This is a genomic window from uncultured Aliiroseovarius sp. (assembly GCF_947497285.1).
In the GTDB taxonomy this organism is placed as follows: domain Bacteria; phylum Pseudomonadota; class Alphaproteobacteria; order Rhodobacterales; family Rhodobacteraceae; genus Aliiroseovarius.
Genome location: NZ_CANMFT010000002.1, coordinates 1 through 24,940, shown reverse-complemented (window position 1 = coordinate 24,940; position 24,940 = coordinate 1). Strand labels below are relative to the sequence as shown.

The 24,940-nt window shown below is 59.4% G+C and carries 22 protein-coding genes; 10 read left to right on the top strand and 12 right to left on the bottom strand.

What is annotated here, in order from left to right:
- Nucleotides 1-3 precede the first annotated feature (3 nt).
- Entirely contained in the window at nucleotides 4-693 is a 690-nt protein-coding gene (locus tag Q0864_RS03545; protein ID WP_298566231.1) for a tripartite tricarboxylate transporter TctB family protein, read from the bottom strand.
- A 55-nt stretch (nucleotides 694-748) separates the two neighbouring features.
- Nucleotides 749-1,690 carry a tripartite tricarboxylate transporter substrate-binding protein gene (locus Q0864_RS03540; RefSeq protein WP_248363743.1) on the bottom strand — a complete coding sequence of 314 codons (942 nt, stop codon included), beginning with the start codon at nucleotides 1,688-1,690 and terminating at the stop codon, nucleotides 749-751.
- Between the two features lie 170 nt (nucleotides 1,691-1,860).
- On the opposite strand from Q0864_RS03540, the gene Q0864_RS03535 reads away from it, so the two are divergent.
- Together Q0864_RS03535 and Q0864_RS03530 are read left to right on the top strand one after the other, a co-directional pair.
- Nucleotides 1,861-2,661: an IclR family transcriptional regulator gene (locus tag Q0864_RS03535; RefSeq protein ID WP_298566227.1), complete on the top strand. Its 801-nt coding sequence runs from the start codon at nucleotides 1,861-1,863 to the stop codon at nucleotides 2,659-2,661.
- A 1-nt stretch (nucleotide 2,662) separates the two neighbouring features.
- A complete protein-coding gene (locus Q0864_RS03530) occupies nucleotides 2,663-4,015 on the top strand; it encodes an aspartate aminotransferase family protein (RefSeq protein WP_298566225.1) in 1,353 nt (450 codons plus the stop codon).
- Between the two features lie 50 nt (nucleotides 4,016-4,065).
- On the opposite strand, the gene Q0864_RS03525 is transcribed toward Q0864_RS03530, so the two are convergent.
- The 3 genes from Q0864_RS03525 to Q0864_RS03515 all read right to left on the bottom strand — a co-directional run bounded on the left by Q0864_RS03525 (nucleotide 4,066) and on the right by Q0864_RS03515 (nucleotide 7,102).
- Nucleotides 4,066-4,434, bottom strand: coding sequence for a VOC family protein (locus Q0864_RS03525; protein ID WP_298566223.1), 369 nt, complete (start codon nucleotides 4,432-4,434; stop codon nucleotides 4,066-4,068).
- Nucleotides 4,435-4,505: 71 nt separating this feature from the next.
- Nucleotides 4,506-5,795 carry a glutamine synthetase family protein gene (locus tag Q0864_RS03520; protein WP_298566221.1) on the bottom strand — a complete coding sequence of 430 codons (1,290 nt, stop codon included), beginning with the start codon at nucleotides 5,793-5,795 and terminating at the stop codon, nucleotides 4,506-4,508.
- 47 nt (nucleotides 5,796-5,842) lie between these two features.
- On the bottom strand, nucleotides 5,843-7,102 hold the full coding sequence (locus Q0864_RS03515) for a cytochrome P450 (RefSeq protein WP_298566219.1): 1,260 nt from the start codon (nucleotides 7,100-7,102) through the stop codon (nucleotides 5,843-5,845).
- Nucleotides 7,103-7,189: 87 nt separating this feature from the next.
- On the opposite strand from Q0864_RS03515, the gene Q0864_RS03510 reads away from it, so the two are divergent.
- The 7 genes from Q0864_RS03510 to pta all read left to right on the top strand — a co-directional run bounded on the left by Q0864_RS03510 (nucleotide 7,190) and on the right by pta (nucleotide 15,241).
- On the top strand, nucleotides 7,190-7,897 hold the full coding sequence (locus tag Q0864_RS03510; RefSeq protein ID WP_298566217.1) for a type 1 glutamine amidotransferase: 708 nt from the start codon (nucleotides 7,190-7,192) through the stop codon (nucleotides 7,895-7,897).
- A 294-nt stretch (nucleotides 7,898-8,191) separates the two neighbouring features.
- Nucleotides 8,192-9,589 carry an aminotransferase class III-fold pyridoxal phosphate-dependent enzyme gene (locus Q0864_RS03505; protein ID WP_298566779.1) on the top strand — a complete coding sequence of 466 codons (1,398 nt, stop codon included), beginning with the start codon at nucleotides 8,192-8,194 and terminating at the stop codon, nucleotides 9,587-9,589.
- An 84-nt stretch (nucleotides 9,590-9,673) separates the two neighbouring features.
- Nucleotides 9,674-10,264: a GNAT family protein gene (locus Q0864_RS03500; protein ID WP_298566215.1), complete on the top strand. Its 591-nt coding sequence runs from the start codon at nucleotides 9,674-9,676 to the stop codon at nucleotides 10,262-10,264.
- A 110-nt stretch (nucleotides 10,265-10,374) separates the two neighbouring features.
- Nucleotides 10,375-10,668 carry a hypothetical protein gene (locus Q0864_RS03495; protein ID WP_298566213.1) on the top strand — a complete coding sequence of 98 codons (294 nt, stop codon included), beginning with the start codon at nucleotides 10,375-10,377 and terminating at the stop codon, nucleotides 10,666-10,668.
- Nucleotides 10,669-10,722: 54 nt separating this feature from the next.
- Nucleotides 10,723-12,201: a PLP-dependent aminotransferase family protein gene (locus tag Q0864_RS03490; protein WP_298566211.1), complete on the top strand. Its 1,479-nt coding sequence runs from the start codon at nucleotides 10,723-10,725 to the stop codon at nucleotides 12,199-12,201.
- A 117-nt stretch (nucleotides 12,202-12,318) separates the two neighbouring features.
- The gene (xsc, locus tag Q0864_RS03485) at nucleotides 12,319-14,094 is read left to right on the top strand and encodes a sulfoacetaldehyde acetyltransferase (RefSeq protein ID WP_298566209.1); all 1,776 of its coding nucleotides are present in this window, start codon (nucleotides 12,319-12,321) and stop codon (nucleotides 14,092-14,094) included.
- Between the two features lie 142 nt (nucleotides 14,095-14,236).
- Nucleotides 14,237-15,241 (top strand): phosphate acetyltransferase, encoded by a 1,005-nt coding sequence (gene pta / locus Q0864_RS03480; protein WP_298566207.1) that lies wholly within the window; start codon nucleotides 14,237-14,239, stop codon nucleotides 15,239-15,241.
- Here the strand turns inward: pta and Q0864_RS03475 are convergent.
- The 5 genes from Q0864_RS03475 to Q0864_RS03455 all read right to left on the bottom strand — a co-directional run bounded on the left by Q0864_RS03475 (nucleotide 15,238) and on the right by Q0864_RS03455 (nucleotide 20,006).
- Complete coding sequence (locus tag Q0864_RS03475; protein ID WP_298566205.1) at nucleotides 15,238-16,101, bottom strand: phosphate acyltransferase; 864 nt, start codon at nucleotides 16,099-16,101, stop codon at nucleotides 15,238-15,240. The two genes, pta and Q0864_RS03475, sit on opposite strands and share 4 nt — an antisense overlap.
- 86 nt (nucleotides 16,102-16,187) lie before the next feature.
- Nucleotides 16,188-17,831, bottom strand: a complete 1,644-nt coding sequence (locus Q0864_RS03470) for a sulfatase-like hydrolase/transferase (protein ID WP_298566778.1) — start codon at nucleotides 17,829-17,831, stop codon at nucleotides 16,188-16,190.
- Nucleotides 17,832-17,978: 147 nt separating this feature from the next.
- Entirely contained in the window at nucleotides 17,979-18,770 is a 792-nt protein-coding gene (locus tag Q0864_RS03465) for a metal ABC transporter permease (RefSeq protein WP_298566203.1), read from the bottom strand.
- Nucleotides 18,763-19,515, bottom strand: a complete 753-nt coding sequence (locus Q0864_RS03460; RefSeq protein ID WP_298566201.1) for a metal ABC transporter ATP-binding protein — start codon at nucleotides 19,513-19,515, stop codon at nucleotides 18,763-18,765. The genes Q0864_RS03465 and Q0864_RS03460 overlap by 8 nt, the downstream gene beginning before the upstream one ends.
- Nucleotides 19,512-20,006, bottom strand: coding sequence for a Fur family transcriptional regulator (locus tag Q0864_RS03455; protein WP_298566199.1), 495 nt, complete (start codon nucleotides 20,004-20,006; stop codon nucleotides 19,512-19,514). The genes Q0864_RS03460 and Q0864_RS03455 overlap by 4 nt, the downstream gene beginning before the upstream one ends.
- Before the next feature lie 79 nt (nucleotides 20,007-20,085).
- Here Q0864_RS03455 and Q0864_RS03450 point away from each other — a divergent pair, with 79 nt between their 5' ends.
- Nucleotides 20,086-21,003: a zinc ABC transporter substrate-binding protein gene (locus Q0864_RS03450; RefSeq protein WP_298566197.1), complete on the top strand. Its 918-nt coding sequence runs from the start codon at nucleotides 20,086-20,088 to the stop codon at nucleotides 21,001-21,003.
- 31 nt (nucleotides 21,004-21,034) lie between these two features.
- Here Q0864_RS03450 and Q0864_RS03445 read toward each other — a convergent pair whose 3' ends face one another.
- Nucleotides 21,035-24,622, bottom strand: coding sequence for a hydantoinase B/oxoprolinase family protein (locus tag Q0864_RS03445; RefSeq protein ID WP_298566195.1), 3,588 nt, complete (start codon nucleotides 24,620-24,622; stop codon nucleotides 21,035-21,037).
- 58 nt (nucleotides 24,623-24,680) lie between these two features.
- Nucleotides 24,681-24,940: hypothetical protein (locus Q0864_RS03440; protein WP_298566193.1), on the bottom strand; the 260-nt coding region annotated here is incomplete at its 5' end.

Genomic DNA, 24,940 nt, shown 5'->3' with positions numbered 1-24,940 from the left:
CCCTCAGAAATTCAGGATGAAGAAAGAGCGCAACGCGCCGGGCAAATACTCATACAGCGCGCTGCCGGGGATTTTCACTTGCAGGAAGCTTTTGAAAACCAGCACGACGGCGATGGCGAACAGAACCGCGCTTATCATCATGATGCGGTCGCGGTAGCCCACCCGCCATGTCAAGAGCAACGTGAAGGCGACAGTCACCGGCAGATACCCGATGATCGGCACCAAAAGGACATAGGCCAGAAACCAACCCGCCCATTCAACCACGGACGCCCAGACCTTCGCCTCGCGCCGGTCGGTCCAGTGTTGGTACAGCCATGTCACGCGGATGGTCGCCACAAGAAACACATAGGGCGCGGCCTTGATCGGCCCCAGCCACAGCGACAAGGCAAGCGCCAGTGCGCCCCAGAACAGGCTTTCCGCCCATTGTAGCCAGTCCGCTTCGCGCATCCAGCGCGGCAGACGTCGCGGTTTGCGAGGTAGATGCCAGAAATGCAGGGCAGTGAATAACACCATGCCACCCACGCCAATGGCGGGCCAGAACCGGGGCTGGGCAAAGAAATCTTTGCCATCCAGCCACTTGGTCTGGCTGCCCAAGGCCGCGATCAACATCGTCGCGCAGATCAGGAACAAGGCTGCGAACAGCACTTGGCCGCGCTGCGGCCGGTCCGGATGTTCGGAAATGTCGTCACTCATGCCTGCCCCTCATCGGAAAACAGGGCCAGACGATGCCGGCCCTGCTCAGGGAGTATTATTCGAGGATCTTGCCAATCCGCGCACCGGTTTCTTGGTCGGTTGCGATGCGGGCCGCAGAGGCCTCTGCATCCATCCAATAGACCAGCGCGCCGGTTTCCTTGGCGACAGCCTGCGCCCGTTCGCTCATCACGGTTTTCGAGGCAACGGCTGCGATCTTTTCACGCACGTCTGCTGGGGTGTCTTTGGTGACAAACAGACCGTTCCATAGTGCGATGTTCAGGCTTTCATCCAATTCGCCGATGGTCGGCACGTCGGGGATAAGGCTGATACGCTCGTCGGTCACAGCCATCAGCACCTTCACACTGTCAAGGCAGGGCAGGATCAACTGCAACGTCGTGTTGATGACGTCCGCATCGCCGGACGCCAGCGTATTGCAATCCAGCGCGTCGAAGGCCGCATCCGATCCCCAGCTGAATTCAGCATTGATCGCGTAGGCTTTCGTCACCTGCGTGGGCGTCAGAACGTCGCCGAAATGGCCAAGCGCCACGTCGTTTTCCTTGGCATAGGCCGCAAGCTCTTCCATCGAGCTATAGGGCGCGTCCATGCTGGTCGCGATCACAAACGGGTAAGTCAGGAAAATGCCAATCGGGTCGAACTTAGCCGGGGTCAGTTCGTCGATGCCGATCTCGTGGCCGATCACCGGCACGGCGGGGACGAAACTGCCGATGGTGTAACCATCCGCCGGGGCGGTTGCCACGTCGATCGCGCCGGGGAACGGACCACCGCCGCCGCCGGGTTTGTTCACCACAGCCGCCGACACGCCGTATTCGGCCTGAAAGTCCTCGGCGATCATCCGGGTCAGCACGTCTTCCAAGTCGCCCGGAGGCCACGGCACGATGAAACTGACAGGCTTTTCCGGGTATTCGGCCAGCGCCGGGCCAGCAAGTGCAGCAGCGGTTAGCGCGACGGCCCCTGCCAGAATGGATTTGGTGTTCATGACGATCTCCCTATTGCGTCGTGGTCTCATATGTCGGTTCATTATTTGAACCATTGGTTTTAATTTAGATTGACAGAGCCGGGTCAATCCTGTCAACAAAACAATGAACATGAGAAGTAATTTTGCGGGCAGCGCCGTCGCTTGTGCCCCGCAATAATTTGGGATCACCGATGGGAACGACCTCCAAAGCCCTGTCTCTGCTGAATTTTTTCAGCCGCGCCACCCCGCAGATCGGGTTGAGCGAGTTGGCGCGCCTGTCGGGGTTGAACAAGGCCACGGTGTATCGGTTGCTGGGTGAGCTCGCCGCGCACGGATTCGTCGAACAGGTCGGAACCGGGCGTGAATACCGCCTTGGCCCCGCCTTTCTGCGTCTTGCAGCACTGCGCGAAAAGCATGTGCCCATGCGCGATGTTGCGCTGAAGCAATTGACAGACCTCAGCGATGCAACGGGCGAAACCGCGCATATGTCGCTGCTGAATGGCGAGGTGCTGTCAAACCTCGCCTATGCCTATTCCAACCGCCACGGCACGATGGTGATGATGGACGACGCCGAAGTGTTGGAGCTTCATTCCACGGGTTCGGGACTGGCCGTGCTGGCCTATTCGCCAAAATCCTTGGTCGATGAGATGCTGTCGCGCCCGCTGAAAGCCCGCACATCCCAAACGATCACCGATCCAAACCAGATTCGCGCGCTGCTGCCGTCGATCCGCACCGAAGGCATCGCAGCCTCGGTCGGTGGATTTGAGGAAGATGTATTCTCGCATGCCGCGCCGATCTTTGATGCCCGGTCAATCTGTATTGGCGCGATGGCCGTGGCCGCGCCGGTGTCGCGGATGACGGACCCGCTGCGCATGATGATCCGAGACAATCTGTTGGCCCATGCCCGCCAGACAACCCGCATTCTGGGTGGCTTTCCACCTGATACTTTTCCGACACGCGAACCGCAGATGATGCTGCAGAAAGAGGCCTGACATGAAAGATTCCAACTTTCTGAAAGAAAAAAACGCCCGATCACTTTGGCATCCCATGACGCACCCGGCGGACAGCTTGGCCAATCCGCCCACCATCGTCACCGGGGCGCAAGGTGTTCGGATTACAGATGTCGACGGGCATGAAGTGGTCGACGGTGTCGGCGGCCTGTGGAATGTGAACCTTGGTTTTTCTTGCCAACCAATCAAGGACGCTATCACCGCCCAGTTGGACCAACTGCCCTATTATTCGACCTTCCGGGGCACCACGAATGACAAGGTGATCGAGCTGTCCGAGATGCTGCGCGATTTCTTTGCGCCCGACGGGCTGACGCGCGCTTTCTATACCTCGGGCGGGTCGGACAGCATAGAAACCGCGCTGCGGCTTTCGCGCCAGTTTCATAAAATCAGGGGCGAACAGGGGCGCACCAAGTTCCTGAGCCTGAAGAAAGGCTATCACGGCACCCATATGGGCGGCGCCTCGGTGAACGGAAACGCCAATTTCCGCACCCAGTATGAGCCGCTGCTGCCGGGCTGCTTTCACATCCCCGCGCCCTATACCTATCGCAACCCGTTTAATGAGACCGACCCGGCAAAACTGGCGCAGCTTTGCCTGCAAGCGCTTGAGGACGAGATCGCCTTTCAAGGCGCAGGCACCATCGCAGCGTTCATCATGGAGCCGATCCTTGGCGCAGGCGGTGTCATCCCGCCCCATGAAAGCTTCATGCCGGGCGTGCGCGAGATTTGCACCAAACACGGCATACTGCTGATTGCAGACGAGGTTATCACCGCCTTTGGCCGCACCGGCGGGTGGAGCGGCAGCCGCTATTGGGGTGTCCAACCCGATTTCATGTGCACCGCCAAGGCCATCACCAACGGCTATTTCCCCTTCGGCGCGGTGATGATCGCCGACCACGTGGTGGAGACGTTTGAGAAAGACACGACAGGCAAGGCCGCCATTGGCCACGGCTATACCTATTCTGGTCATCCGGTCGGGGCCGCCGCTGCCATCGCGTGCCTGCAGGAAACCCTGCGTTTGAAGGTCAACGAAAACGCCGCTGCACGCGGGGCCGAGTTGTTTGCCGGACTGCAAAAGATTGGCTCGGCCAATGATATCGTGGGCGACGTGCGCGGCGGGCACGGGTTGATGTGCGCGCTAGAGCTGGTGTCGGACGCCGCCACCAAAGCCCCCATCGACAAGCAGACGGTCAACACCATTCAAGAGGTCACGTATCAGAACGGCGCCATGATCCGCGTGTCCGGCCCGAACATCATTCTATCGCCACCACTGGTGCTGACGGCTGATGATGTGCAAACGATCCTGACCGCATTGGAAGCGGGGTTCGCGGCGGTCTGACCCACGTCGCGCAAATGCAAAAGCCGCCCCGATTTGGGCGGCTTTTCTCATTATCGGTGCTGATCAATCAAAACCGGCACACCGTCGGGGTCGATCACAACAAAACTGGCTGGGCCGTCATCTCCGCCTTGCTCCTGCGTCACTTCCAGCCCCGCTGCTTTCAAGCGCGCTTTGATGTCCCGAACATCTTCAAACGGGTCCACGTTGCCCGCCGATTGATCCCATCCGGGGTTGAAGGTCAACATCGCGCCTTCGAACATGCCGTGAAACAGCCCGATCAGCGTGTCTCCGTTCTTCATAATCAGGTAATTATGCTCTTCGGTTCCGGCATAGGCGGTGAACCCAAGCGCCTCATAAAAGGCGCGGGATTTCGCCAAATCCTTGACGGCAAGACTGACTGAAAATGCCCCAAGCTGCATGATGTGATCCTCCGTTTTGTGCGCCCAGTGTAGCACAAATCGGACGGGCCCCCAGGTCACCTCAATTGAGATTAAACAAAATGCACATAAAAATCCCTAAGCCCGTCGCCTTCCAGATCACGGGTTTTAATGACTTCCTTGCGCTTCATGAAAATGTGGTTGTCGACCAGAAGCCGCCCCACCGCGTCACCCAGCACCTGGTCAGCCTCCAGATCATTCATCGCGCGTTTCAGGTCGACGGCCGTGCCGTCACGCGCGTCGGTGCGATCAAACCCATCGCCCGTTTCTATTGGGCCAAGGTCATAACCCTGCTCCACCCCCAGCAGCGATGCCTGAAGCACAGCCGCGACCGCCGTGTAAGGGTTGGCCGTCGCGTCCGCCATCCGGTGTTCCAGCCGCGTTTTGGCCCCGCCCTCGCCCGAAATGCGCGTGGTGACGTTGCGATGATCCCCGCCCCAGTTGCGCCAATAGCCGGACAGCGAGCCGGGTTGCAGCCGTTGATAGGAATTCGAAGTGGGTGCCACCAAGCCCGACAGCCCCTTGTGGTGATGCATCAGACCCGAAATACAGCCGCGCGCCAGTTCGTTCATGTTATCGGGTCCGCCAACCGGGCCATTGTCCAGCGCATTGCGCCCGTCCTGATCCTGAAAGCTGAAGTTGATATGCATGCCGGACCCACCAGCCTCGGCAATTGGTTTCGGCATGAAGGTCAGGACCAATCCGTGTTCCAACGCGACCTCACGCGCCATCTGGCGGAACAACACGATATCGTCCATCTGCTTCAAGGCTTCATCGAAGGTCAGCGTAAATTCGAACTGCGGGCTGTCATATTCTGCGGTGATCATGTCGACATTGAAGCCCAGATTGTCCGCGCGTTCCCAGATGTCATCGGTGAAGCGGAGAGGGTCCGAAAACGGCCCTGTCCCGTAAACCACCCCGCCCGGCGCGTCATAAGGCACAAGGCGGCCGATTTCGTTGGCCATCAGTGCGTAGCATTCCAGTTCGATCCCGATCATGGGTTTCAGCCCGTGCGCTTCCCACGCGGCAATCGCGCGCTTTAACGCTTGTCGCCCGCACAGCTCAAGCGGTGCACCGTCCTGATCATAAAGATCGCCAATCACGATCTGGGTTGAACTTTCCCAACTGTCGCGGATATCCGCCTCGCGCCAGCGAAGCTCCATATCCGGCAGGCCTTCCTTCATCATCGCGCCGGGGGCGTCCAGCAGGTCTTTGTCGTAATGCACGCCGAAGGTGGACCGGCAGAAGCGCGTATTCCCATCTTCGATCTTGTGGTTGGGCAGGTATTTGCCGCGCAGAATGCTCAGGTGATCGCACCACAGGGCGCGCAATCGGTCTTTCATCTAACCTCCCTGCCCGATCACTTCCGGGCCAACCCCGATTGCCGGGGTTATTTGGCCTGCATCGTGACAGGCAATTCCTTGATCCCACCGACAAAGTTAGACCGCAGGAACTTGTGATCCCCTGCCGGTTCCACCAGTTTGACGCGTTTTGCGAGTTCTTCAAACAAAACCCGCACCTCAAGACGCGCCAAATGCATTCCAAGACAGACATGCGGGCCACCTTGGCCGAATGACATGTGCCGGTTGGGGCTGCGGTGCAGGTCAACGCGGTTCGGGTCGTCGAACACCTCTTCATCGCGGTTTGCCGAAATCCACCAATAGAGCACCTTGTCCCCTTCGTGGATCGTCTTGCCGTGGATTTCATGGTCGCATGTCGCCGTGCGCCGGAAATAAAGCGCGGGCGTGGCCCAGCGGATGATCTCGTCCGGGGCGGTGGCCCAGACATCGCCGCCTTCTTGCATCTGGCCCAGCAGTTCCGGCTGGTGACACATCGCCTGAATACCCGCTGCGATCGAATAACGCGTGGTGTCATTGCCCGCCGCCACCAAAAGGCAGAAGAAATTGCGAAACTCCTGTTCCGGCATGACGTTGCCGTCTTTGTCGGGTTGCAAGATCATCTGAAGCACACCGTCCGTGTCGCCCGCGCGCTCCTTTTTCGCCAAAAGATCGCGGGCATAGTCGAACAATTCGGCGCCCGCCGGGCTGTTAAACGGCATCATCCGGTATTCGTCGGTTTCCATCTTATCAAGCACATGATCGGTGAAATCCGGGTCCGTATTGGCAATCAGCGCATCGCCTTTTTCAACCAGCCAGGGCAGGTCTTCGTCGGGCGTGCCGAGAATTCTGCCCAACATCATCATAGGCAGCAGGCGTGAAATCTCCTTGGTCGCATCAAACGTGCCCATCGCAAGCGCTTTGTCCAAAATTGGCTGGCACAAATCACGGATCTGCTGTTCAAACTCCGACACCACGGGGCGCGAAAATGCCTTGCCCACCTTCATGCGCGTTTTCAAATGCTCGGGCGGGTCGGTTTCCTGAAAGGTACGTCGCGCCAGATATTCTTCGTAAGACTGGTCCTCCATGCGAATGCCGCGAGCCGAGGACATGACCTGGTAGTTGCGGTTCAGCTCGGTGATGTCCGCGTGGCGCACGATGTTCCAGAAGCCTTTTCCGCCCTCCCAATCTGACCAACTGACCGGATCATCACGGCGCAGGCGGGCAAACGTATTGTGTGGCGGACCATTCACGAAAGTGTCGTGGCTGGACAGATCGGCAAATCCGTCGTCATTGGGGGTCCAGACCGTCATGCGCGCCTCCTTGGCCGTTATGCAGTTGTATGTTGCGCGTCTGAAAATATGTTAGAGAACATGTTAAATATGTAAAGCGGGGAAATCATGCGGATCGCGATCTTGATGACCAACACCGATGAAAGCGCATTTGCACAACGCCATCCAAAAGATGGGCAAAAGTGGCAGACCTTGATTGGGGCAAAGCGCCCTGACTGGAAATTCACGGTGTTCAGCGTGAAGGATGACGAATTTCCGCAATCGCCTTCGGAGTTCGATGGCTGGATCGTAACGGGAAGCCCTGCCTCGGTGCATGACAACGCCGGTTGGATCGTAAAGCTGCTGGACCTGATCCAACGCTTGGAGGACGCACGTGTGCCAATGTTCGGTGCCTGCTTTGGTCATCAGGCTATCGCCATGGCCCTTGGGGGACAGGTTGACCAAAACCCCGATGGGTGGGTGTTCGGCTCGACAGAAGTAGAGGTTTGCAGCCACATGCCATGGCTCGAGGTCAAACGCTTCTGGCAATATGGTGCACATATCGAACAGGTTACCGCCCTGCCTGACGGTGCGCAGGTGGTGTTTCGCCATGCGGGCTGCCCCATCGGTGGGTTCGTGGTCGGCGACCACATCTTCACCACCCAAAACCATCCTGAGATGTCACATGATTTCATCGCCGCGTTGATCGAGGAACTGGCTGATGACAAACCCGCCGCCGTCATAGACGCGGCGCGAAAGTCTCTTCCCAAGTCAGCTGATAACGGCATGTTCGCCGACTGGATTGTCCGCTTTTTCGAACATGATCGCAGCGCGTGAGCGATGTCTCAGCCAAGCGTTGCAAACAGATCCATGACCGCTTTGCAGTCAAGCTGTGCCTGCCGCACCTTTCGCACCCCAGCCTGATTGCCGCGACGACTCCCCAGCTGCAGCGACCCAGGAACCAGGGTGGCAATCACGAGGACAATGCCAAACCACGCTCAATCTGGACATAAAGATAGAAACCACTGGCCCTATTTCTTGCGGCCCCAAATGAGGTCATTCTTTTGATCAAGGAATCTCTGTTCTCATGACTGCCGGTCGCAGCGGGAACACCCAGTGACGGAGGATACCATGGACGGCGCGATCAAGGACAACGACATCTCGAAGGTGGTCGAGGCTGACAAGGCTCATGTGTGGCACCACCTGACACAGCATAAACCGTTTGAAACGGTTGACCCCCGGATCATCGTCGAAGGCAAGGGCATGCGCGTTTGGGACCAGAACGGCAAGGAATACCTTGACGCGGTCTCTGGCGGTGTCTGGACTGTCAACGTTGGCTATGGCCGCGAAAGCATCGCCGATGTGGTGCGCGACCAACTGGTTAAGCTGAACTATTTCTCGGGGTCTGCCGGGTCGATCCCCGGGGCCATGTTCTCGGAAAAGCTGATCTCCAAAATGCCAGGCATGACGCGGGTCTATTATACCAACTCGGGCTCTGAAGCGAACGAGAAGGCCTTCAAGATGGTTCGCCAGATCGCGCACAAGCGCTATGGTGGCAAGAAGACCAAAATCCTGTATCGGGACCGCGACTATCACGGTTCGACCCTCGCCGCGATGAGCTGTGGCGGGCAAGACGAGCGCAACGCCCAGTATGGCCCCTTCGCGCCTGATTTCGTGCGGGTGCCGCACTGTATGGAGTACCGCGCGCACGAACAGGGTCTGGCCCATCTTTCCAGCGAGGAATATGGCCAACACGCAGCCGATGCGATCGAACAGGTCATTCTGGCCGAAGGCGCCGACACCGTGGGTGCGCTGTGCTTGGAGCCGGTTACCGCAGGTGGTGGTGTAATCCCCCCTCCGCCCGGGTATTGGGAACGCGTGCAAGAGATTTGCACGAAATACAATGTGCTCCTGCATATCGACGAGGTGGTCTGCGGCGTCGGGCGCACCGGAACGTGGTTTGGGTATCAGCACTACGGCATCAAGCCCGATTTCGTCACCATGGCAAAGGGCGTGGCGTCAGGCTATGCGGCAATTGCCTGTTGTGTGACGACCGAACATGTCTTCGAGATGTTCAAGGACAACAGCGACGATCCGATGAACTATTTCCGCGACATCTCGACCTTTGGCGGCTGCACGGCTGGTCCGGCTGCAGCCCTTGAAAACATGCGCATCATCGAAGACGAGGGACTGCTTGATAACACCATCCAGATGGGCGACAGGATGCTGGACAACCTGCGCGCCCTGATGGAAAAGCACCGCGTCATTGGCGACGTGCGGGGCAAAGGGCTGTTTCTTGGGGCCGAGCTGGTCACGGACCGGACCACCAAAGACCCCGTTTCCGAGAAAGAGATCGCCGCAGTCGTCGCGGATTGCGGCGCGCAGGGCGTGATCATCGGGGCGATCAACAGGTCTGTTCCGGGGCGCAATAATGCGCTGTGTTTCAGCCCCGCGCTGATCGCGTCGGCGGATGACATCGACCGCATCACCGACACCGTGGACAAGGCGTTGACCAAGGTCTTTGGGTAATCCCACCCAATACCCACCTAGGAAAAGCGGCGTTGGCAAGACGCCGCTTTTTCGCACTCAAATTCATTTCGAAAGGTCCACCAAATGTGGCCTGAGCCTGTTTCCCTCGCGGGCGAACATGTCCGCCTTGAGCCGCTTGATCCGGCCCATGCACCGGACCTGAAAACTGCCAGCGCAGACGGTGCATTGCATCGCCTTTGGTATACGTGGGTGCCCGCGCCCGACGATATGGAGGCCGATATCCAGCGGCGCCTGTCGCTTCAAGCCGCGGGCACGATGCTGCCTTTTACGGTCATGACACCCGATGGCACACCGGTCGGCATGACAACCTATATGAACATCGACGCCGCCAACCGACGGCTCGAAATCGGGTCGACCTGGTATCGCAAGGCTGTGCAGCGCGGCCCCTTGAACACCGAAGCCAAACTTTTGCTTCTGTCACATGCCTTCGACACGCTGGACTGCATCGCGGTTGAGTTTCGAACGCATTTCATGAACCAGCAAAGCCGTGCCGCGATCGAACGGCTTGGCGCAAAGCTGGATGGCGTTCTGCGCAGTCACATGCAGGGACCGAACGGCGCCTTGCGCGACACGGCCGTGTATTCGGTCATCGCCGCCGAGTGGCCGACCGTGCGCACCAACCTGACCCACAAGCTGACTGCCCCCCGAGACTAAGCCTGCGAGCACCGTATCACGTGAAGGTGTAAAACCAATTCGCTGGACTTTTCGGTCATTTTGTTCTACTTTTGTTCTATGGCGTTGCGCCAAGGACAGGAGGAACAGTTATGCTACACGCTCATACACTTCCGCCAACCCCCAAACAGGTGGATTTCGCCCGCCACATCGCCGCACGGCTGGGCGCAACTATCCCAAGCGACAAGATCAATGATCGCGCCTCCTTGTCCTCTTGGATCTCGGAGCATCAGTCGCAGCTGAAAACGCGCACCCGTGGTGGCCATGCCACCTCGCGGCAGGTCGAGTTTGCCGAGCGGATCGCGCGTGCCAAACGGCGCGCCATCCCCGATGAATGTTTCCGCGACGCGGGCATGATGTCGGCATGGATTTCGTCCAACCGCTGAGCACTGCGATATATCCAGATTGCATGGCGACTAAGGCCACGCTAGGCTAGTGACATGGCCGCACCCGTCGAAACATTCTTTCTGGATCAAGATGCCCAAGGCACGCTTCAGGCGCAGATTCAGCAAATGATTGCCGAGGCTATTCTGTCCGGTCGCCTGCCGCGCGGCGAAAAGCTTCCATCGACACGAAGATTGTCGGCCCATCTGGGGGTCAGTCGCATCACTGTGACCTTGGCCTATACCGAACTGCAGGCAAATGATTACCTCTCGTCAAAGGGCAGAAGCGGCTTTTATGTCTCTGAAAACGCGCCAGAACCTCCGTCTTTCAAGTTGCGCGCACGCAGCGAAGACACGGTCGACTGGCAGCGCGCCATAGGCACCAGCTTCACCGGGGGCAGTACGCCCCAAAAACCCCTCGATTGGCGCACGAACAAATACCAATTCATCTATGGGCAGGCCGATTCAAATTTGTTTGACCACAATGCGTGGCGGCTTTGTGCTCTGCGCGCACTGGGTCAAAAAGATCATAAGGCAATGATGGGTGACTACTATGATCAAGACGACCCGCAGCTGATCGAATTCATCACCCGTCACATCCTGCCCAGACGAGGCATTCTGGCCCGACCTGAAGAAATCCTGATCACGCTGGGGGCGCAAAACGCGCTTTGGCTATCAGCGCAGGTTCTTCTGACACAACGTCGCACGGCAGCGATCGAAGACCCGTGCTATTATTCGCTCCGTGACATCCTGATGCAAAGCCGCTGTCATGTCTGCCCGATCCCCGTGGACCGCGACGGCCTACCACCTGACGGTTTGCCCGAAGGCACCGACGTCATCTTTACGACGCCAAGCCATCAAAGCCCGACCACAGCCACTATGCCCATCGAGCGGCGAAAGAACCTGCTAGAACGGGCAAGGGAACTGGACGCAATCGTGGTTGAAGATGACTATGATTTCGAGATGTCGTTCCTCAAGCCCCCTTCCCCCGCCTTGAAATCCCTGGATCGGGAAGGGCGGGTCGTTTATGTCGGCAGCTTTTCAAAATCGCTGTTTCCCGGACTGCGCCTCGGCTTTCTCGTTGGCTCTGAACCCTTCGTTCGCGAGGCGCGCGCGCTTCGATCCGCAGTGCTGCGCCATCCGCCTGGATTGATCCAGCGCACGGTGGCCTATTTCCTTTCCCTTGGTCACTACGACGCCATGGTCAGGCGCATTGGGGCCGCGTATCAAGAGCGACGCGAAGTTATGAACACCGCTATTTCAGAGCAGGGCTTGACCATTGCCGGTCGCGGCGTGTTCGGCGGCTCTGCTTTTTGGATGCAGGCTCCTTTGGGGGTCGACACATCCCTTCTGGCCCAACAGCTTCACACCCAAAGCGTGCTGATCGAACCGGGAGCGCCCTTCTTTGGCACGCCAGACCGACCCGATCATCATTACCGCATCGCCTACAGTTCGATCCCCTCATCGCTGATCCCACAGGGCATAGCGCTGATCGGCGATGCGATCCGCCAAGCGGCGCTCACTGGTGCTAAATAGCCGAAAAAACTGGCCCTATCGGGCACCCGGTCTGCTGCCTAAGAATAAAGTCAACGCCACAGCGCGCCGGTCACGCGCGACCTCGGTCGCTTGAACCGTTTCCAAGGGAGAGCCAAGATGAAGATGACGACGGAAGAAGCATTTGTGAAAGTGTTGCAGATGCATGGGATTGAGCATGCATTTGGGATTATCGGGTCGGCCATGATGCCGATCTCGGACATTTTTCCCGCAGCCGGCATTACGTTCTGGGACTGTGCCCATGAATGCTCGGCCGGAATGATGGCCGATGGCTTTACCCGAACAACCGGCAAGATGTCGATGATGATCGCCCAGAACGGCCCGGGGATTACCAATTTCGTGACGCCCGTCAAAACGGCCTATTGGAACCATACGCCGCTTCTTCTTGTTACCCCGCAGGCTGCGAACAAGACCATTGGTCAAGGCGGCTTTCAGGAAGTCGAACAGATGAAATTGTTCGAGGACATGGTCGCTTATCAAGAAGAAGTCCGCGACCCGACCCGCGTGGCCGAGGTTTTGAACCGTGTGATCATGAATGCGCGGCGCGCAAGCGCACCTGCGCAGATCAACATCCCGCGTGACATGTGGACCCAGGTTGTCGACATCGACCTGCCGGCAATCGTCGCATTCGAGCGCCCCGCTGGCGGTGAATTGGCCGTGGCGCAGGCGGCTGACCTGTTGTCGAACGCCAAGAACCCGGTGATCCTGAACGGCGCTGGAACGGTGCTTTCGAAGGGGGGGATTGCGGCCTCTATGGATCTGGCTGAGCGTCTGGATGCCCCTGTCTGTGTTGGCTACCAGCACAATGATGCTTTTCCCGGCTCGCACCCGCTTTTCGCAGGTCCTCTTGGTTACAATGGCTCCAAGGCAGCGATGCAGTTGATCTCAGAAGCCGATGTCGTTTTGTGCCTTGGAACGCGGCTCAACCCGTTTTCGACCTTGCCGGGGTATGGGATCGACTATTGGCCCGCCGAGGCAAAGATCATTCAGGTCGATATCAATCCTGACCGGATCGGTCTGACCAAAACGGTCAGCGTCGGCATCGTGGGTGACGCCGCCAAAGTCGCCAAAAGCCTGCTTGCCCAGCTGTCCGAAACCGCTGGTGATGCGGGCCGTGAAGACCGCAAGACACGGATTGCACAGAAGAAATCCGCGTGGGCGCAGCAGCTTAGCTCGATGGACCATGAAGACGACGATCCGGGCACCACATGGAACGAACGCGCCCGCGACGCCAAACCCGATTGGATGAGCCCGCGCATGGCATGGCGCGCCATTCAATCCGCCTTGCCGAAAGAGGCGATCATCTCGTCCGATATTGGCAACAACTGCGCGATCGGAAACGCCTATCCGTCCTTTGAAGAGGGCCGAAAATACTTGGCGCCCGGCCTGTTCGGGCCGTGTGGCTATGGGCTGCCGTCGATTGTCGGCGCCAAGATCGGCCACCCCGATACGCCGGTGGTCGGGTTCGCGGGCGATGGCGCCTTTGGGATCTCGGTCAATGAGCTGACGGCGATCGGGCGCGAGGAATGGCCCGCGATCACTCAGGTCGTCTTTCGCAACTACCAATGGGGGGCAGAGAAGCGCAACACCACCCTGTGGTATGAGGACAATTTCGTCGGAACCGAACTGGACACCGAAGTCAGCTATGCCGGGATTGCGAACGCCTGTGGCTTGCACGGTGTCGTCGCGCGCACGATGGATGAACTGACAGCGGCGCTGGATCAGGCCATCAAGGACCAGAAGGCGGGCAAGACGACGCTGATCGAAGCCATGATCAACCAGGAACTCGGCGAACCCTTCCGCCGCGACGCGATGAAGAAACCCGTTGTGGTCGCCGGCATCAGCAAAGCCGACATGAAGCCACAGAAAGTCTGATAAGATCAGAGTGGGCGCTATTCCGGCGCCCGCTCACCCTGCCCGGCCCACTGCGCCGAAGGCGCCTCGCTCACGTCGCGTGACCCGGTCAGCCCGTTTTGGCAGCCCGACAAACTGCCCGAGATGCAGGAAACGAGGCCCTATGAAACCGCTGGAAACGTTATTGCGAAACGCAGCACGGTCGCAACACCGGATTATCCTGTCTGAAGGCAGCGATCCCCGTGTTGTGCAAGCCGCACATGATGCGACCACGCAAGGTATTGCGAAGATCAGTTTGGTTGGCGAGCGCACCCAGATCGAAGCGCAATTCGCTGCGTTGGGATTGCCGCTGGGCCGCGATATTGAAACCCTCGACCCCGCCGACGCGCCGTGCTCTGGCGAACTGGCGGCGCTCTACTACAAGCTGCGCAAGCATAAAGGTGTCAGGGAAGAGGACGCGGCCAAGGCTGCTCTGAACCCGCATGTCTTCGCCGCTTTGTTGGTGAAAGCCGGTCACGCAGACGGCACGGTCGGTGGTGCCGTTGCAACCACCGCCGAGATCGTGCGCACGGCGATACAAGTCATCGGCACCAGACCGGACACGCCGTTGGTATCAAGCTTTTTCCTGATGCTTTTTTGCGAAAAGCATCACGCTCGCAAGGGGGCGATGATCTTTGCAGACAGTGGGCTTGTCGTAGACCCGACCGCCGAGGAAATGGCACAAATCGCCTTGTCGTCGGCTGTCTCGTTCAAAATCCTGACCGGCGAGGCGCCGCGGGTTGCCATGCTGTCCTTTTCAACGCTCGGAAGCGCCGAGCATAACGCCGTGTCAAAGGTGGTGACCGCCACGGCCATCGCAAAAGCCCGCGCGCCCGATCTTGTGATCGACGGCGAATTGCAGTTCGATGCCGCCTTCGTCCCCGATGTCGCCGCCAAGAAAGCCATAGGTTCGCCCTTGGAAGGCACTGCCAACGTATTCATCTTTCCCAATTTGGAAAGCGGCAACATTGCCTACAAGATCGCCCAACGGATCGGTGGTGCAACCGCCATTGGCCCGGTCCTTCAGGGCCTGTCGAAACCAGCCAATGACCTGTCGCGCGGGTGCACTTCCGAAGACATTCTGCACATGATCGCCGTCACGGCCGCACAAGCCAGCGACGTCAGCTAGGCCATGCGGTCGCCTGCGATGGCCAACACCGTGCTGACGACGATGTCGTCAACCGTTGCGCCGCGCGACAAGTCGCATACCGGTCGCTGAAAGCCCTGCAGGATCGGCCCATAGGCGCGCGCGCCGGCCAGTTCGACCATCAGCTTATAGGCGATATTGCCTGCATCAAGGTTGGGGAAGATCAGGACATTGGCGTGCCCGCCCGCGCCCGCGCCCTTCTGGCGCGCGACCGCTTCGTTCAGGGCTGCATCTCCCTGTAAGGGTCCCAGAAAGCCGGTCGCCTTCGCCGCTTCTTTCACCTTTTCAACGGATGCCCCCACCCCGGATGCACCGGTGGAATACGACAAGAACGCCACGTCGCTCTGCCCCAAAAGCGCTTGAGCTGACCCTTTCGAGGCGCGCGCGATATCTGCAAGCTGTGTGGCATCCGGGTCCACATTGACGGCGCAATCGGCGAAGATAAGATTGCGCCCATCGGGCAGCACCATCAGAAAGAAACTTGACGGTGTTTTGATCCCCTCGGCCAATCCGATCACGATCGACGCAGCTTCGATGACCCGTTTGGTTGGCGCCACTGCCCCGGCCACCATCAGCTCTGCATCCCCGCTCGCAACCATGGCCGCCGCGCGCATGAGAGGGCGCTGCAGCAGGCGGATGGCGACCGTTTCGCGCATAGGACGTTGCGCCAGCAGAGTTTCCAGATAGCGTCCGGATGCTGGCGCCAAGGGCACAGGTTGGGCCAGCCCCTCTTGCGCCAGCCGTCGCCCAGCGGCCGCAATGCGCGGGTCGTCGCCTTCGGGCAACACAACACGGGCTTTTGTGCTGCGTGCGATATCAAAAGCGCGGTCAAGGACGGACATGGATGCTCCTTGCAGGGGCTGGGCGGGCCTGGCGACCCTGACTGTCAGACCAGTAAACCTTTGCGCGGGCCCAGATCAAGCCTGCGCTAGTCATCGCGAAAATGGGCTGGTGACGGGCCGCGATACTTGACCGTCAACGCCTCGTCGACCTCTGAGCCGTCATAGAGGAATGGCAGGATACCGCGTCGCATCGACCGCCCGCGCGCGCCAATGATATCACTGTCCGACTTCGTGACGCGCTGGGACATTCGGCGCCCCCATTGGGCAAGATACCCATACAGCCGGTCAATATGTTCACGATGATTGGTGGTCTTGCCCAGATCATGAAATTCATCCGGGTCAGCTTGCAGATCAAACAACATGGGGCGAAATCCGCCCTCGGCATGGATCAGCTTGAACCGGCCGTCATAGACCATGAACAGCCGCGCGTCGCGAGGGGTCAGCCCCAAGGCGACACATTGCGGGGTCGAAGAATAGTCGTATTCGCTAATCACGAACGTGCGCCAGTTCGGCTTTTCCCCCTGCAACCAAGGCATTAAAGAGCGTCCTTCAATGATGTGATCTGGCACCGTTCCTCCCGCAGCCTCGACAAAGGTGGCCGCAACGTCGATGCTTTCCACCAACGCGTCGCAGGTCGAACCACGTGTCGCATCGGCCGTGCTGCGCGGGTCATAGATGATCAGGGGGATCTTGACCGAGGGTTCGTGAAACATATCCTTCTCACCCAGCCAATGGTCACCCAGATAGTCCCCGTGATCCGAGGTCAAAACGATCATCGTGTTGTCCATCCGGCCGGTGGCCTCAAGGTGGTCCAGCAAGACTCCCAACTGATCGTCGCATTGCTTGATCAATCCCATATAGGCCGGGATCACCTTGTGGCGAACCTCGTCGCGCTGGAAGGCTTGCGCGACCTTGTTGTTCATGTAGGCCCCGAAAACAGGGTGTGGGTCATCTCGTTCGCTATCGTGGCGGGTGGCGGCTGGCACCTGGTTGGGGCCATACATGTCGTGATAGGGCGCAGGCACGATATAGGGCCAGTGCGGCTTGATATAGCTTACATGCGCGCACCACGGCCCGTCGGCCTGATCGATGAACTCGATCGTTTTTCGGGTAAGCCAAGGGGTTTCGCTGTCCTGCTCGTGGATGTTGGCAGGCTGGTCGGCATTGCGGAACATCCATCCTGACGCGATGTCCCCATCTGCGGTGCGGCCTGCATTTGCGAAATCCGCCCACGGATTCTGGGATGAGTAGCCCTTTAACTTCAAGTATTCGTTATAAGGCGATCTTTTTTCGTCATAAAACCCATCCGGCCCTTCGGCCCACAATCCGTCATCACGGATCCAGCTGTCAAAACCGCATTCGGCCTGTCGCGCGCCAATGACGGTATCTGGAGACAGCCCCAGCCGCGCCATGCCGTCCGCGTCGGCCTTCATATGTGTCTTGCCGATCAGCCAACACGCCATACCTGCGCGGCGCAAATGATCACCCATGGTCTGTTCGCCCACGCGCAGGGGAAAGCCGTTCCATTGCGCACCATGCGACGAGGTATATCGCCCGGTATAGAAGCTCATCCGGGAGGCACCACAAATCGGGGACTGCACGTAGGCATTGGTGAACCGCACGCCCATCGCCGCGACGCGATCGAAATTCGGTGTCTCAAGGTGCGGATGGCCGGCACAGGACAGATAGTCAAATCGCAACTGATCATACATGACAAACAAGATGTTCATCTTCTGCGCAGCCTTCGCCTCTTGTCCTTCAGACACATCCAATTCCTTCTTTGGTCGCAATGGGTTGCCAGAGTCTGGCACGCCCCTTTCGTAAACCTAGCATCTGGGCGCGGTCAGGTTCACCCCATTTTCATAATCGGTCCCGTTTCATGCTGGCCGCGCCGAACGCAGCGCCATCATGATTGCATAAATCAGCGTGGCGGCAACGATGATCGAAGGCCCCGCAGGCGTGTCAAACCGCAACGACCCCCACAGCCCAGACAGCGTCGCGCCCCACCCGATCAGCACCGCAACAACAGCCATCACGGCGGGGCGATGCGCACGCTGGCGTGCGGCTGCGGCAGGAATGATCAGCATGGCCGACACCAAAAGCGCGCCGACGACCTTCAAGGACACCGCAACGACCAACGCAAGGGAAAGCGTCAAAACGAGGCTCTCTCGGCTTGGGTTGATGCCAGAGGCAGCCGCCAAATCCGAACTGAGCGTTGAGAGGAGCAACCGCGACCACCGCCAGACGATCACTCCGGCCACGGCGACAGAGCCGCCCCAGACCACCAACAGGTCAGATCGCGTGACGGCCAGAATATCGCCAAACAGAAACGCAGAAAGGTCGACCCGCACCCCCGGCGCAAAAGAGATAGCGACCAGTCCCGCCGACAATGCCCCGTAGGACAAGACCCCTAGCCCGGTATCGGCAGACTGACCCCGCAGCGTCATCCAGCTGACGGTCAGGGCCATGGCCAGCGCCACGATCAAAGTGCCCAGCAAAATGGGGAACGACAATAAGAGCGCAAGCGCGACCCCCAAAATGGCGGCATGCGCGGTTGCATCACCAAAATACGCCATGCGCCGCCATACCACAAACGCGCCCAGCGGACCGGTGGCAATTGACAGCCCGATCCCCGCAGCGGCGGCCCGGATCAAGAAATCATCAGGCATCTTGCACCTCGTCTGGCGCCGTATGGCTATGATCGCAGGCGGCATGGTCATGATCATGGTCGTGCTGATAGAGCGCCAACGCGCCATGCGTCCCATGCCCGAACAGCGCGCGATACTCTGGCGCTTCGCGCACCACATGGGGTGTGCCTTCACAACAGACATGTCCGTTCAAACAGATGACCCGGTCCGAGGCGCTCATCACCACGTGAAGGTCATGCGACACCATCAGCACGGCCACACCGGTTTGCCGCCGCACGGACTCGATCAATTGATAAAAGGCCGCTTCGCCCATTTGGTCCAGTCCTTGCGTTGGTTCATCCAACACCAGAATGTCGGGATCAGACAGCAATGCGCGCGCCAAAAGCACGCGTTGCAACTGCCCGCCCGACAAATCGGCGATCTGCTGCCCTTCCACGCCGGAAATCCCCACTTTGCGCAGCACCTCGGCCTGCGCGGCGGGCGAATGTGCTTTTGGCAAGTTCAGAAAGCTTGACACTGGCATCGGCAAACTGCGGTCCAGCGATAGCTTTTGTGGCACATAGCCGACCACCAACCCCGGTTTTCGCTGAACGCTTCCAGACCCCGGCAAGATCCCCAGCAACGCACGCAGCAATGTAGATTTGCCCGACCCATTGGGACCGACAATGGTCACGATCTCACCCTTTGAGATTGTGAAATCCACATGCTCAAGCACCCGCTTGCGCCCGTGTGACACCGTCAGGTCTTTCGCTGTGATCAAGCTCACTGACCCTGCCCCGCGTGGCAAGTCGGGCACAGGCCCATGGCTTCGATATTGGTGCGCTCGACAGCAAAACCCAGTGTGCGGCCAAGGTCGTCAATTGCTGCGCGCACGGATTGCTCCGGCGCTTCGGCCACCGCGTTGCAGGTCTTGCAAATGAAGAATACCGGCGCGTGGTGTTGCCCGGGATCGGTGCAGGCGGCAAAGGCGTTCAACCGGCGAATACGATGCACCAACCCTTGTTCGGCCAAGAAATCCAGCGCCCGATAGGCGACGGGCGGCTGGCTTCCGAACCCTTCGGCGGCCAGTCGCTCCAGCACATCATAGGCGCCCATCGCGCGATGTTCTTCCAGCAAGATTTCCAGCACCCGCCGCCGCACAGGCGTCAGTCGGGCGCCGCCTTCTTTGCAGAGGGTTTCCGCGCGGGTCAGCACATCTTGGGTGCAGGCGGCATGGTCATGGCTGTGAAACGCACAGGAAGGGTCGGGGTTTGGCATAGGGTTTGACACCATCATTGAGTTATACTATCACTTTTTGAGATAGTATTACATCACACATCACCCGACAAGGACCAACATGTATAGAGCTCTGTTTCTTGCCGTCTTGCTGGGTGCCACAGCGGCCCGCGCCGAAGCACCGCGCGTTGTCGCCGACATTGCCCCCGTCCATTCTTTGGCCGCGCAGGTGATGGACGGGGTGGCGACCCCGACCCTTTTGCTGCCACAAGGCGCGGACCCGCACAGCTTTCAGATGCGCCCGTCGCAAGTTCGACATTTGTCTGGCGCAGATCTGGTCATTTGGGTCGGGCGTGACATGACACCTTGGCTGGAACGTGCGCTGACAGGGACTGGGGATGCGGCCTCGCTGTCGCTGTTGACGGTCAAGGGGACACACCTGCGCAAGGGTGACCAAAGTCACGACCACGATCATGGCGACGATCACAATGACGATCATGACAGCACGCCGCAGGACGGCGCACGGGTCGATCCGCACGCTTGGCTGTCGCCGGAAAATGCCGCAATCTGGCTTCTTGCGATTGCCGATGAATTGGCGGCGCTGGACCCGGAAAACGCCCAAACCTATCAGAAGAATGCAGCCCAAGCGCGCGCAAACCTGATCCAGATGGACCATGAAATACAGCAAATTCTGGCCCCCCTGCGCACCGTCGGGTTCGTGCTTTATCACGACGCATACGGGTATTTCACCGAGCACTATCAGCTAAACGCCCTTGGAACAGTCCGCGAAAGCGACGCCGCCCCGCCCTCGGCGGCACGGCTTCGACAGATCACCGATCTGATTGCCGCGGGCAAGGTTGCGTGTGCGTTTGCCGAAGTATTTCAGGACGAACAGGTCATGGCGACACTGGTTGAAGGCACGCCTGCAAAGCTTGGCCTACTGGACCCAAGTGGGGCGACCCTCCCGCCAGGGGTAGACCATTACGACGCCCTTTTGCGCGGCCAGTCAAAAGCCTTCCTTGACTGCTTGTCACCGTAAGGGAACGTCCGCGCGTTAGGGCGCGTCGCTCTCACGCTCGCCCCCAACCGCCTCCGCCGGGTGTGCGCATCTCGAACAGATCGCCAGCGTCAAGCGTGATCTCGCCATTGCCCGGCATCTCGATACGCGTGCCGTCCGCTTTCTCTGCGGTGTTAATCCCGACAGCGCCCGGGTCTCCGCCCTGTCCGCCGAACGGTGGCACCACGCGGTGCGAGCTGAGCGTTGTGACCGTCACCGGCGCCAGAAACCTAAGCCGCCTTTCGACGCCATTTCCACCGCGCCACTTGCCGGCGCCGCCAGACCCGTGGCGGATCGAAAAGGATTCCAATCGGACCGGAAAGCGTTTTTCCAGGATTTCCGGGTCCGTCATCCGCGTGTTGGTCATGTGGCTTTGCACTGCATCGCAGCCGCAAAACCCCGGCCCCGCCCCCGTGCCGCCCGCGATGGTTTCATAGTTCTGGAACGCATCATTGCCCCATATGAAATTGTTCATGGTGCCCTGACTGCCTGCAATCACGCCCAACGCGCCATAAAGCGCATTACAGGCGGCTTGACTGACCTCGGTATTGCCCGCGATCACCGCCGCAGGATAGACGGGGTTCAGCATGCAGCCTTCGGGCACGATGATCTGAAGCGGGGCAAGGCAACCTTGGTTCAGCGGGATGTCCGCACCGACCAGCGTTCGGAACACGTAAAGAACCACCGCTTTGCTGATCGAAAGGGGGGCATTGTAGTTGCCCTCTTGCTGGGGTGATGTGCCGCTAAAATCGACGCAGGCGGACCGGTCGGCATGGTTGACACTGACCCGCACTTTGATTTCAGACCCGCCGTCCATCGGATAGGTGAATTGGCCGTCCTGCAGCCGGTCGATGACCCGCCGCACACTTTCTTCTGCGTTGTCCTGCACGTGGCGCATATAGGCCTGAACCACGTCGATGCCGTATTGTGCCACGACGCCCAGCAAGGCCTGCCGCCCGGTTTCGTTCGCGGCAACCTGCGCCTTCAGGTCAGCCATATTCTGATCGATGTTGCGGCAGGGGTATCGCCCAGAGGCCAAAATCGCGCGCATTTCAGCGTCGCGCAACCGCCCTTCGGCAACCAGGCGCGTGTTCTCGATCAAGACACCCTCTTCTTCGATATGGCGACTGTCGGGTGGACCAGATCCCGGCGTGCGCCCACCAATATCGGCATGGTGACCGCGCGCGCCCAGCCAGAAGGCGATGTCATCACCGACGAAGACCGGCGTGACCACCGTCACGTCTGGCAAATGCGTGCCGCCGTTGAAAGGGCTGTTTAACACAAAGGCATCGCCTGCGCGCACCGTGCCTTCGTTGTCGCGCATCACCGTGCGGATGCTGTCGGACATCGAGCCAAGATGAACCGGCACATGCGGCGCATTGGCCACCAGATCTCCCTGCCGATCAAATATCGCACAGGAAAAGTCGAGCCTTTCCTTAATGTTCACCGACCAAGACGTGTTCGCAAGCGTCGCGCCCATCTGGTCTGCGACCGACATGAACAGGTTGTTGAACACCTCTAACAGAACCGGATTAGCATCGGTTCCAGCGGCGTGGGTGCTTTCTTTCTGCGATGTCCGTTCCATCAGCAGGTTGCCAACACTGTCTTGGCGCACTGTCCAGCCCGGCTCGACGATGTTGGTTCCGGTGGGCTCGCAAATGATGGCCGGGCCGGTGATCTGCGCATCTGCCTCTAGTTGCCCGCGATCAAAGAGCGACACATCGCTCCAGCCTGCTTCAGTTGCCATAGGCACCAGATCAATCGGATCAGGTCGGCCTTGGGTCGCGTGACCGCGCGGTGCCTCGGCTGAGGCTCCAATCGCTTCAACGGCCAGCATCTCGAACAAAATCGCGCGTTCTGGTGAATGAAAGCCAAACCGCGTGTCGTGCAGCGCCTCAAAGGTGCGACGCATCTCCTCTGCCGTGCCGAACGGCACTTCCAACGCCTGATGCGATCCCTCATAGCGAAGATGAGCGGCCTGTGCGACGCGCGCCTGCGCCACGCCCTGCGCCGAAACTTCATCTTGGGCGGCCTTGGCAAGGATATCCAGCCGAGCCTGCGCGACATCGAGCGCAGCCAGAGGTGCATCAAACTGCTCTTGCCGCAGCGCCCGGACTTCTGCCAGCCCCATCCCATAGGCGGACAAAACGCCCGCATATGGATGAAGGAAGACCCGCGTTATGCCAAGCGCATCAGCGACCAGACAGGCATGTTGCCCGCCTGCCCCGCCGAAGCATTGCAGCACATAATCGGTCACATCATGCCCGCGTTCGATGCTGATCTTCTTGATCGCATTGGCCATGTTGTCCACTGCGATGCGCAGAAAGCCATGCGCCACCTCTTCGGCGGGCGGGGCGGGTTGGCCGGTTTCGGCTGCAATGCGTGCGGCAAGTGCCTCGAACTGCGACCTTACAATGTCACGATCCAACGGCTCTGTTGCTGTCGGACCAAAGACATGTGGGAAATGATCGGGGTTGAGCCGCCCCAGCATCACGTTGCAATCTGTGACGGTCAACGGACCGCCGCGGCGATAGCAGGCCGGTCCGGGATTTGCTCCAGCACTTTCCGGTCCGACCTGAAAACGGCCGTCGCGAAACTGACAAATTGATCCACCGCCGGCGGCGACGGTATGAATATCCATCATGGGCGCGCGCATGCGCACCCCTGCAACCTCGGTTTCGAAGCTCCGCTCCAAACTGCCCGCGAAGTGACTGACATCGGTCGAGGTTCCCCCCATATCGAAACCGATCAATCGTTCAAATCCAGCAGCTTGCGCTGTTTTCACCATTCCGACGATGCCACCGGCGGGGCCCGAAAGAATGGCGTCTCTGCCCTGGAAGAATGAAGCATCGGTCAACCCGCCATTGGATTGCATGAACAAGAGCCGATCACAGGCCGCGCCGATATCCAGCGCGTCGGTGACCTGATCCACATAGCGTCGCAGGATTGGCGAAAGATAGGCATCAACGACGGTCGTATCGCCACGGCCCACAAGTTTCGCAAGTCGTGAAACCTCGTGACTGACTGAAATCTGTGTAAACCCGACCTCTTTTGCCAACTCAGCCGCACGGCGTTCATGGACGGGATTGATGTATCCGTGCAGGAACGCAATCGCCACACCGCGCAGGCCGCTTTGGAACGCACGGTTCAGGGTCGCCCGCATAGCGGCCTCATCCATCGGCGTGACAACTGTTCCGTCTGCCGCAAGCCGCTCTGCAACTTCCTCCACTTGCGAATAGAGCAGATCCGGACGTTTGATTTCAAGATCGAACAATTTGGGCCGTGTTTGATACCCGATCCGCAACAAGTCGCCAAAGCCCTGCGTGATCAGCAGCAAGGTGTCGTCGCCCTTGCGTTCCAACAACGCGTTGGTGGCAACCGTGGTGCCCATCTTAACAGAGGCGATACTGCCAGCAGGCAGGGTCTCGGTCGGCTCTAAAGACATCAGATCGCGAATACCTTGGATCGCGGCATCCCGGTAGTGTTCGGGGTTTTCACTCAGAAGCTTGTGGCTGACCAGTCGACCGTCAGGTTTGCGCGCCACAACATCAGTAAACGTGCCCCCACGATCAATCCAAAACTCCCACTGCCCGTCCGCCATGTTGCTCCCTTTCGTTGACACAAGGGGTCGAACATGGCTTCGGAAATGTCAATCGGTCTCAAAACTCTTCCCACGCCTCGAGGTTTTGCTGTTCCGGGTCGGTTTGGGTGTCGGGCGGCGTGGTGGCCGGGGCTATGGCGAGGGCGGCGCCGGAATGCGCCACGGGTGGTGGGTTGGGCGCGGTGGCGCGGTCTGGCGCAGGGTCTTGCGCCGATCCGCCGAAGGGCGCGCCGGTCAGAATCCGCGCCGGGTCGGCACGCGCAACGCCGGTTTCAAACCGCGCCATGGTCGAGGTCAGCGCCTCGGCCTCGCGGGTCA